The sequence below is a fragment of the Streptomyces sp. MnatMP-M17 genome, assembly GCF_900091995.1.
In the GTDB taxonomy this organism is placed as follows: domain Bacteria; phylum Actinomycetota; class Actinomycetes; order Streptomycetales; family Streptomycetaceae; genus Streptomyces.
The window spans coordinates 1-1,098 of the sequence record NZ_FMDK01001148.1 but is presented as its reverse complement, the minus strand read 5'-3'; the positions used below and the strand labels follow the sequence as shown (position 1 = coordinate 1,098).

Genomic DNA, 1,098 nt, shown 5'->3' with positions numbered 1-1,098 from the left:
CGGCAGCCGCTGCCGCCCGGTTCGACCTTCAAGCTGGTCGTCGCGGCGGCGGCGCTGGAGGACGGGCTGTACAGCTCGGTCGACGAACCGACCGACAGCCCCGATCCGTACACACTGCCCACCACGACCACCGTCCTGCGGAACGAGAACGGCTCGGCGCCGTGCGAGAACGCCACCATCCGTACCGCCCTCGCGTACTCCTGCAACACCGTCTTCGCGAAGATGGCCGACGAGCTCGGCCAGGAGAAGGTGCGGGCCATGGCGGAGAAGTTCGGTTTCAACGACACCACCCAGGACGTGCCGGTGCGGGCCTCGGAGAGTGTCTATCCGTCCGGCATGGACCGGGCTCAGACGGCGCTGACGGGCATCGGCCAGTTCGATGTGACCGCGACTCCGCTCCAGATGGCCATGGTCTCGTCGGCCCTGGCCAATGACGGGATGCTGGCGGCGCCGCACATGGTGTCGAAGGCGGTGGACGCGAGCGGTGACACCTTGCGGTCGTACCGGGACGGCGACACGACCAGGATCGTCTCCTCGGCCACGGCCGAGCAGTTGCGCAGCGCGATGGTGACGGTGGTCGAGGACGGTACGGGGACGAACGCCAGGATCGACGGCGCCGAGGTGGGCGGCAAGACGGGCACGGCGCAGCACGGCGTGGACAACAGCCGTACGCCGTACGCCTGGTTCACCTCGTACGCGAAGGACCAGGCCACCGGCAAGGAGGTGGCGGTCGCGGTGGTGGTCGAGGACTCGGGCGCGGCGCGCTCGGAGGTCAGCGGCAACGGTCTGGCCGCTCCGATCGCACAGAAGATGATGACGGCGGCCCTGAAGTGACCTCTCGCCCGATCCCCCACTGGCTCACCGCCAGGGGGGATCAGGCGAGGGAATCACGTGCGGGAACCACGTGAGGCCAGCAGCTCCTACGCGCTCTGCGCCGCCGCCTCCTCCGCCGTGATACGCGGCCTGGCGACGGCCATCCGCTGGGCGGTCCGTCCTGCCGGAGCGGACGCCGGGTCCGCCGGGCGCCGGGTGTGCCAGTCCGTCACGGCCTGGTACGCGGCGGCGACCTCCAGCAGCCGGTCCTCCTCGTACGGCTGG

General features: G+C 70.5%; 1 protein-coding gene. It reads left to right on the top strand.

What is annotated here, in order from left to right; all coding sequences use genetic code 11:
- On the top strand, positions 1 to 834 hold an 834-nt coding region (locus tag GA0115259_RS37150; RefSeq protein WP_176732784.1), incomplete at its 5' end, for a penicillin-binding transpeptidase domain-containing protein.
- Positions 835 to 1,098: the final 264 nt, after the last annotated feature.